This is a genomic window from Rugamonas sp., from assembly GCF_025354735.1.
Taxonomy (GTDB): domain Bacteria; phylum Pseudomonadota; class Gammaproteobacteria; order Burkholderiales; family Burkholderiaceae_D; genus Rugamonas.
This window is the reverse complement of sequence record NZ_JANXMI010000293.1, coordinates 1-8,520: the sequence shown is the minus strand read 5'-3', so window position 1 is coordinate 8,520 and position 8,520 is coordinate 1. Positions and strand designations below refer to the sequence as shown.

General features: G+C 66.2%; 7 protein-coding genes and 1 tRNA gene. 7 read left to right on the top strand and 1 reads right to left on the bottom strand.

Features of this window, described 5'->3' with window-relative positions; translation table 11 throughout:
* The 7 genes from bioA to Q0S71_RS23965 all read left to right on the top strand — a co-directional run.
* Positions 1–1,151: adenosylmethionine--8-amino-7-oxononanoate transaminase (gene bioA / locus Q0S71_RS23995; RefSeq protein ID WP_296001340.1), on the top strand; the 1,151-nt coding region annotated here is incomplete at its 5' end.
* A gap of 2 nt (positions 1,152–1,153) precedes the next feature.
* Positions 1,154–2,338, top strand: a complete 1,185-nt coding sequence (bioF, locus tag Q0S71_RS23990) for an 8-amino-7-oxononanoate synthase (RefSeq protein WP_296001339.1) — start codon at positions 1,154–1,156, stop codon at positions 2,336–2,338.
* Position 2,339: 1 nt separating this feature from the next.
* Positions 2,340–3,143 carry a dethiobiotin synthase gene (bioD, locus tag Q0S71_RS23985; protein WP_296001337.1) on the top strand — a complete coding sequence of 268 codons (804 nt, stop codon included), beginning with the start codon at positions 2,340–2,342 and terminating at the stop codon, positions 3,141–3,143.
* 18 nt (positions 3,144–3,161) lie between these two features.
* Entirely contained in the window at positions 3,162–4,229 is a 1,068-nt protein-coding gene (gene bioB, locus Q0S71_RS23980) for a biotin synthase BioB (protein WP_296001335.1), read from the top strand.
* Positions 4,230–4,347: 118 nt separating this feature from the next.
* Positions 4,348–6,420, top strand: coding sequence for an acetyl/propionyl/methylcrotonyl-CoA carboxylase subunit alpha (locus Q0S71_RS23975; protein ID WP_296001334.1), 2,073 nt, complete (start codon positions 4,348–4,350; stop codon positions 6,418–6,420).
* Between the two features lie 11 nt (positions 6,421–6,431).
* Positions 6,432–7,364 carry a glyoxylate/hydroxypyruvate reductase A gene (locus Q0S71_RS23970; protein WP_296001332.1) on the top strand — a complete coding sequence of 311 codons (933 nt, stop codon included), beginning with the start codon at positions 6,432–6,434 and terminating at the stop codon, positions 7,362–7,364.
* Between the two features lie 2 nt (positions 7,365–7,366).
* Positions 7,367–8,287: a hydroxymethylglutaryl-CoA lyase gene (locus Q0S71_RS23965; RefSeq protein WP_296001331.1), complete on the top strand. Its 921-nt coding sequence runs from the start codon at positions 7,367–7,369 to the stop codon at positions 8,285–8,287.
* A 94-nt stretch (positions 8,288–8,381) separates the two neighbouring features.
* Here the strand turns inward: Q0S71_RS23965 and Q0S71_RS23960 are convergent.
* A tRNA-Pro gene (locus Q0S71_RS23960) sits at positions 8,382–8,458 on the bottom strand.
* Positions 8,459–8,520: the final 62 nt, after the last annotated feature.

Below are 8,520 nucleotides of genomic sequence, written 5' to 3'. Positions count from 1 at the left end.
TCAACCTGTTCGGCCACGCCAACCCGCGCATCAACGCGGCGCTGAAGGATCAACTCGACCGCCTCGAACACGCGATGCTGGCCGGCTTCACGCACGAGCCGGTGATTCAATTGTCCGAAAAACTGTCCGCATTGACCGACCACCAGCTGGGCCACAGCTTCTACGCCAGCGACGGCGCGTCGGCCGTCGAAATCGCGCTGAAAATGAGCTTCCACGCGTGGCGCAATAGCGGCAAGTCGGACAAGCAGGAATTCGTCTGCCTCAAGGGCAGCTATCACGGCGAGACCATAGGCGCGCTGGCCGTCACCGACGTCGCCCTGTTCAAGGACGCCTACGGCCCGCTGCTGCGTTCCTCGCAAATCGTGATGTCGCCCGATGCCCGCACCGCCACCGAAGGCGAAACCGCGCAGGACGTGGCGCGCCGCGCGGCGGCCGATGTCGAGCGCCTGTTCGTCGAACGCGCCGACAAGATCGCCGCCATCATTATCGAGCCGCTGGTGCAGTGCGCGACCGGCATGGCGATGCACGATCCGCTGTACCTGAAGCTGGTGCGCGAGCTGTGCGACCGCCACCAGGTCCACATGATCCTCGATGAAATCGCCGTCGGCTGCGGCCGCACCGGTACCTTCTTCGCCTGCGAGCAGGCGGCGGTGTGGCCCGACTTCCTGTGCCTGTCGAAGGGCATCAGCGGCGGCTACCTGCCGCTGTCGCTGGTGATGACGCGCGAAGAAATCTACCAGGCGTTTTACAGCGCCGACGTCAGGCGCGGCTTCCTGCATTCGCACTCGTACACCGGCAATCCGCTGGCCTGCCGCGCCGCGCTGGCGACCCTGCAGATTTTCGAGGACGACGACGTGCTGGCGACCAACCGGGTGCGCGCCGACCGCCTGACGGCGGCGCTGGCGCCGCTGGCCAACCACGACCGCGTGCGCAATTTCCGCCAGCGCGGCATGATCTGGGCCTTCGACGCCGTCGATGCCGCGCCCGATTTTTCGCGCCGCTTCTTCTCGACGGCGGTGGAGCACGAACTGCTGATGCGTCCCATCGGTTCGACGGTGTACCTGATGCCGCCGTATATTTTGGACGACGAAGAAATCGACGGCCTCGCCGCCAACACGCTGGCCGTGTTCGACCAAGTGCTGGCGGGTTGACGATGGAACTGCTCAATCAACTGAACACGCAATTGCGGGCGCTGGACGAGCGCAGTCTGATACGCAAGCGCCGCACCGTCGACACGCCCTGCGGTCCGCGCGTGAGCGTCGGCGGCCGCGAGCTGCTGGCCTTTTGCAGCAACGACTATCTGGGCCTGGCCAACCATCCGCGCATCGTCGCCGCCTTGCAGGAAGGCGCGGCGCTGTACGGCGCCGGCAGCGGCGCGTCGCACTTAATCAGTGGCCACAGCCGCGCCCACGCGCAGCTGGAGGAACGCCTGGCCGGCTTCGTCGGCGAGCATCTGGAAGCGCCGCGCGCGCTGTACTTCTGCACCGGCTACATGGCCAACCTGGCGGTGCTGACCGGCCTCACGGCCGGCGACAAGAACTCGGACATTTTTTCCGAGTCGCTGAACCACGCCTCGCTGATCGACGGCGCGCGCCTGTCGCGCACCAACGTCAAGGTTTATCCGCACGCCGACCTGGAAGCGCTGGCCGCGCTGCTGGCCGCCAGCACGGCCGCCACCAAGGTCGTAGTCACCGACAGTGTGTTCAGCATGGACGGCGACTTGGCGCCGCTGCCTGAATTACTGGCCTTGTGCGAGCGCCACGGCGCCTGGCTGGTGGTCGACGACGCCCACGGTTTCGGCGCGCTGGGCGCCAACGGCCACGGCGCGCTGGAACACTTCAAGCTGCGTTCACCCTACCTGGTGTACATGGGCACCCTGGGCAAGGCAGCCGGCGTCGGCGGCGCCTTCGTGGCGGCGCACGAGATTGTGATCGAAACGCTGATCCAGAAAGCGCGCCCGTATATCTTCACCACCGCCGCCGCGCCGGCGCTGGCGCACGCGCTGCTGACGAGCCTCGATATCATCGAAGGACCGGACGGCGTGGCCCGCCGCGCCCACCTGCGCACTTTGGTGGCACAATTGGACGCCGGCCTGCGGCTGGAGCGCTGGCGGCGCATGGCGTCGGCGACGGCGATCCAGCCCATCGTCATCGGCGATAATGCGGAAACCATGCGCGCCGGCGCGGCCCTGTACGAACAGGGGCTGTGGGTCGGCGCGATACGTCCGCCGACGGTGCCGGCGGGGACGGCGCGCCTGCGGGTGACGCTGTCGGCCGGCCACACGGGCGCGGAAGTCGCGCAGCTAATCACTGCTCTCAACGCACTGGAAAGGGCTTGATATGAGTCTCGACGATCCCGTAGTTGTCCCAACCCTGGCCCCCGAAAGGGAAGCGGCCCTCGCCACGCAGCTGGAACCGGAGCCGCAAGGCGGCGGCCTGCCGTCGCGCTTCGCCTGCTTCGTCACCGGCACCGACACCGAAATCGGCAAGACGCTGGTGTCGTCGGCGATGCTGCACGCGCTGGTGCAGGCGGGCGTGCGCGCCTGCGGCATGAAGCCGGTGGCCGCCGGCGCCGAAAAACGCAGCGGCGTGTGGCACAACGACGATTGCGACCAGCTGACCGCGGCCGGCAACGTCACGCTGCCGCAAAACCTGACCACGCCTTTTTTGCTGCGCAGGGCGGCGGCGCCGCACATCGCGGCCGAACTGGAAGACCAGTATATTTCGCCGGTGCCGATTTTGGCCGCCTACCTCGAAGTGAGCGCCGCGTCGGACGCGGTGGTGGTCGAAGGCGTCGGCGGCTTCCGCGTGCCGCTCAACGAATCGTTCGACACCGCCGACCTGGCCGAGCAGCTCGACCTGCCGGTGGTGCTGGTGGTCGGCATGCGGCTCGGCTGCATCAGCCACGCGCTGCTGACGGTGGAAGCCATCGCCCAGCGCAACCTGATGCTGGCCGGCTGGATCGCCAACGAGGTCGACCCGGACATGCGGTTCATCGACGAGAATATCGAAGCACTGGAACAGCGCATCCGCGCGCCGCTGCTGGGCCGCGTGCCGCGCCTGGACGAACCGTCCGCCGCCGCCGCCGCCACATTTTTAGATTTCACCAGGCTGCCCAACTGGCCAGCCCACACCCCTATTTGAACGTAGAAGGAATTCCCGATGTCCCAGACTCACACTCAAGCTCCAACCCCGGCTCCAGAATTGAAATCCGTCGCGCTGCACCGCCCCGTCGCCGCCATCACGCTGCCGCCGGCGGCCACCTGGCCGGTGGACGACGTGATGGCGCTGTTCGACCTGCCGTTCAATGAGCTGATGTTCAAGGCGCAGCAGACGCACCGCGCCAACTTCCCCGACGGCGACGTGGAACTGGCGACGCTGTTGTCGATCAAGACCGGCGGCTGCGAGGAGGATTGCAGCTACTGCCCGCAGGCCGCGCGTTACGACACCGGCGTGGAAGCGAAAAAAATACTCGACATCGACACCGTGCTCGATGCCGCGCGCCAGGCCAAGGAAAACGGCGCGACGCGTTTCTGCATGGGCGCCGCGTGGCGCGGCCCGAAGGACCGCGACATGGACAAGGTCGAGGAGATGGTGCGCGAAGTGAAGGCGCTCGGCCTTGAGACCTGCGCCACGCTGGGCATGCTGGAAGAGGGCCAGGCCGACCGCCTGAAAAACGCCGGCCTCGATTACTACAACCACAATCTGGACACCGCGCCCGAGTTCTACGACAACGTGATCTCGACCCGCGAATACCAGGACCGCCTCGATACGCTGGGCCGCGTGCGCGAAGCCGGCCTGAAGGTTTGCTGCGGCGGCATCGTCGGCATGGGCGAGACGCGCCTGCAACGCGCCGGCTTGATCGCGCAGCTGGCCAATCTGAATCCGTATCCGGAATCGGTGCCGGTCAATCATCTGGTGCAGGTGGAGGGCACGCCGCTGTTCGGCATCGACCCGCTCGATCCGCTCGAATTCGTGCGCACCATCGCGGTGGCGCGCATCACCATGCCGAAGGCGCGCGTGCGCTTGTCGGCCGGCCGCCGCCAGATGGGCGAGGCGGTGCAAGCGATGTGCTTCCTGGCCGGCGCCAATTCGATTTTCTACGGCGACAAGCTGCTCACGACCGCGAATCCGGAAGCGGAGGACGACCGCACGCTGCTGGCCAAACTGGGCCTGCAAACGCGCGGCGCGCTGCTCGATTCGGCGCCGAAAGAGAAGTGCGGTTGCTGATATTCACATGCAGCTAATCCGGGGTCGAGACCGTGGTCCGACCCCGACGTTACGCAAACTGGCATCACCTGAACAAAGCAAAAAAACTTCCAGCCACGAAGCTGCAAAGAGAGAGACCATGTTCACTAAAATTTTGATCGCCAACCGCGGTGAAATCGCCTGCCGCGTCGCCGCCACCGCGCGCCGCATGGGCATCAAAACCGTCGCCGTCTATTCCGAGGCCGACGCCAGCGCCAAGCACGTCGCCGTCTGCGACGAGGCAGTCCTGATCGGGCCGGCCGCCGCCAAGGAAAGCTATCTGCGCGGCGAAAAAATCATCGCCGTCGCACTCGCCACCGGCGCCCAGGCCATCCATCCCGGCTACGGCTTCCTGTCCGAGAACGCCGATTTCGCCGATGCCTGCGCCGCAGCGGGCCTGGTATTCATCGGCCCGCTGGCTTCGGCGATGCGCGCCATGGGTTCCAAGTCCGCCGCCAAGTCGCTGATGGAAAAGGCCGACGTGCCTTTGGTCCCCGGTTACCACGGCGAGCGGCAGGACGCCGATTTCCTCCACGCGCAGGCCGACAAGATCGGCTACCCGGTGCTGCTCAAGGCGTCGGCCGGCGGCGGCGGCAAGGGCATGCGGGTGATCGAGAACAGCGGCGAATTCAAGGCCGCGCTGGCGTCCTGCAAGCGCGAGGCGATCAGCTCCTTCGGCGACGACAAGGTGCTGGCCGAAAAATACCTGCAACGTCCGCGCCACATCGAAATTCAAGTGTTCGCCGACACGCTCGGCAACTGCATCTATCTGTTCGAGCGCGATTGCTCGGTGCAGCGCCGGCACCAGAAAGTGCTGGAGGAGGCGCCGGCGCCGAACATGCCGGCCGAACGCCGCGCCGCGATGGGCGAGGCGGCCGTCGCCGCCGCCAGGGCGGTCGGCTATGTCGGCGCGGGCACGGTGGAGTTCATCGCCAACCAGGACGGCTCGTTCTACTTCATGGAGATGAACACGCGCCTGCAAGTGGAGCATCCGGTGACGGAGATGATTACCGGGACCGATCTGGTGGAGTGGCAGTTGCGGGTCGCCGCCGGCCAGCGTTTGCCGAAGCTGCAACACGAGCTGGCGATCCACGGCCATTCGATCGAAGCGCGCATCTACGCTGAAAATCCGGAGAAGGGCTTCCTGCCGTCGATCGGCACGCTGCGCCATCTCGACACGCCGGCGGCGGTGGCGTTCGAATTGGGCGGTACCACCGCTGTGGGCATCACTTCGCCGGCCAATGTGCGCATCGATTCCGGCGTGCGCGCCGGCGACGCCATCTCGCCGTTCTACGATCCGATGATCGCCAAATTAATCGTCTGGGGCGCGGACCGCGCGCAGGCGCTGGCGCGCATGTCGCTGGCGCTGTCGGAATACCGTATCGTCGGACTGGCGACCAATATCGCCTTCCTCAAGCGCCTGGTCGAAGGCGCGGCCTTCTCCGGCGCCGACCTCGATACGGGCCTGATCGAACGCAATCACGATACGCTGTTCCCGCCCGCGCGGGCGGCGTCCGACGCGGCGCTGGCGCTGGCGGCGGTGGCGCTGATCGCATCCGAGAAGAATGGATCGGCCGCGCGCTCCGGCGCACAAGCTGGCTTCAACCTGGCCGATCCCTGGGGCCAGGCCGCCGGCTGGCGCATGAACCAGCCCTACGCGCGCCTGCTCTCCTTCGGCGACGAGTACGCGGCGGCGCTGCCGGCCAAGGCTTACGGCGTCGGTATCACTTATCGCGCCAGCGAATGGCTGTACACTCAGGCGGGCCAGCCGTCCCGCGTTCTGAGCCTGATGTCGCGCCACGGCGATGACTTCAGCATCAAGCTGGGCGAGCAGGCCGCGCACGGCACGGTGCGGCGCGACGGCGACGTGTTCCACGTCTTCACGGGTGGCCAGCATTACGCGCTGACGTTCAACGATCCGATGGCGCACGCCGGCGAGACCGAGACCGAAGGCGGCCGCCTGACCGCGCCCATGCCGGGCAAGGTGGTGGCGGTGCTGGCGGCCAAAGGGCAGCAGGTGAAGAAGGGCGATGCGCTGGTCATCATGGAGGCGATGAAGATGGAGCACACCATCGCGGCGCCGCACGATGGCCTGGTCGAAGAGATTCTGTACGGCGTCGGCGACCAGGTGGCCGATGGCGCGCCGCTGCTGGCGTTCAAGGCCGCGGCCTGAGAGGAGACTGCATGCGCATACTTTTACACCGTGCCGATGGCGATACCGGCCCGTGGATCAAGGACTTCTCGAAGTTCATGCCGGAGGCCGAAGTGGCGGTCTGGCGCGCCGATGAAAAAAAGCGGCCCTGCGATTACGCTGTGCTCTGGTCCCCTCCGGAGGAAATGCTGGTCGAACTGGGCGACGTCAAGGCCGCCTTTTTGACCGGCGCCGGCGTCGACGGCGTGCTCAAATTCGGCGACCTGCTGCCGCGCCACCTGCCCATCATCCGGCTCGACGACGCCGGCATGGGCATACAGATGGCCGAGTATGTGACGCACGCGGTGCTGCGCTACTTCCGCCGTTTCGACGAGTACGAGGCGCAGGCGCGCGCCGGCCAGTGGGCGCCGCTGGCGCCGCATCGCAAGGAGGATTTTGCCATCGGCGTGCTGGGCATGGGGGTGCTGGGCACGCGCGTGTTGCAGGCGCTGGCGCCGTTCGGCTTTCCGCTGCGCGGCTGGAGCCGGGGCGAAAAAAATGTGGCGGGCGTGCAGTGCTTCCACGGCGCCGGCGGACTCGATACCTTTTTGCGCGGCTCGCGGGTGCTGGTCTGCATGCTGCCGCTGACGCCCGAGACCAGCAACCTGGTCGACCGCACCAATATGTCCAAACTGCCGGCGGGAGCTTTCCTCATCAACGTGGCGCGCGGCGCGCATCTGGCGGAGCCCGACCTTCTGACGCTGATTAAATCGGGCCACATCGCGGCGGCCACGCTCGACGTGCTGCGCAACGAGCCCTTGCCGGCGCAGCATCCGTTCTGGCAGGAGCCGCGCATCACGATCACGCCGCACATCGCGGCGCTGACCGTGCGGCGCGAGAGCGTGCAGCAGATCTGCGACAAGATCCGCAGGATCGAGGCGGGCGAAATGGTCGAGGGTATCGTCGACCGCAACCGGGGATATTGAAAATGAATATGCAAGCGAGTTTGCCGCAGCGGGTCAAGATCGTCGAAGTGGGGCCGCGCGACGGCCTGCAAAATGAAAAAGAGAGCGTGCCGGCGCACGTGAAAATCGAGCTGGTGGACCGGCTCACCGGCGCCGGTTTCGCCAACATCGAGGCGGCGTCGTTCGTGTCGCCGAAGTGGGTGCCGCAGATGGCCACCAGCGTGGAAGTCATGGCCGGCATCGCGCGCCGCGCCGGCGTGATTTACTCCGCGCTGACGCCGAATATGCAGGGCTTCGAGGCGGCGCTGGCGGCGAGCGCCGATGAGGTGGTGATCTTCGGATCGGCCTCGGAGGCGTTCTCGCAAAAGAACATCAACTGCTCGATCGTCGAATCGATCGCCCGCTTCGAGGGCGTGGCGAAGGCCGCCAAGGATCATGGCTTGCGGCTGCGCGGCAGCATCAGCTGCGCCTTCGGCTGCCCGTATCAGGGCGAGGTGCCGCTCGACGCCGTGGCCGATGTGGTGGGCCGCATGCGCGACCTCGGTTGCGATGAAATCGACATCGCCGACACCATCGGCGTGGCCACGCCGCGCAAGACGCAGGCCGTGATGCTGCGCGCGATGGAGCAGTTCCGGGCGGCCGGATTGTCCGGGCATTTTCACGATACCTACGGCCAGGCGCTGGCCAATATTTACGCCAGCATGGAAGTGGGCATCGCGATTTTCCACTCGTCGGTGTCGGGGCTGGGCGGCTGTCCGTATGCGAAGGGCGCGACCGGCAATGTGGCGACCGAGGATGTGCTGTACATGATGCGGGGCCTGGGCATAGAGACCGGCATCGACCTCGATCTCGTCGTCGATGCGGGCCAGTTCATCTCGCAGTTTTTGGGCCGCAAGGGCGCCAGCCGCGCGGGCAACGCCATCGCGGCCAAGCGCGCCGGGTGATGGTCGGAGCCGCGTGGCGGCCGGGCATTTTAAACGCAATGCCCAATAGAAAAATCTCCGCCCGATATTGCTATCAAGCGGGGATTTTAAATTTTGGTCGGAGTACAAGGATTCGAACCTTGGACCCCCTGGTCCCAAACCAGGTGCGCTACCGGACTGCGCCACACTCCGAAGAAGCAAGATAATACAAGCTGTGTCAGTATCCGTCAAGGGTCATGCATCAACTCAGTATG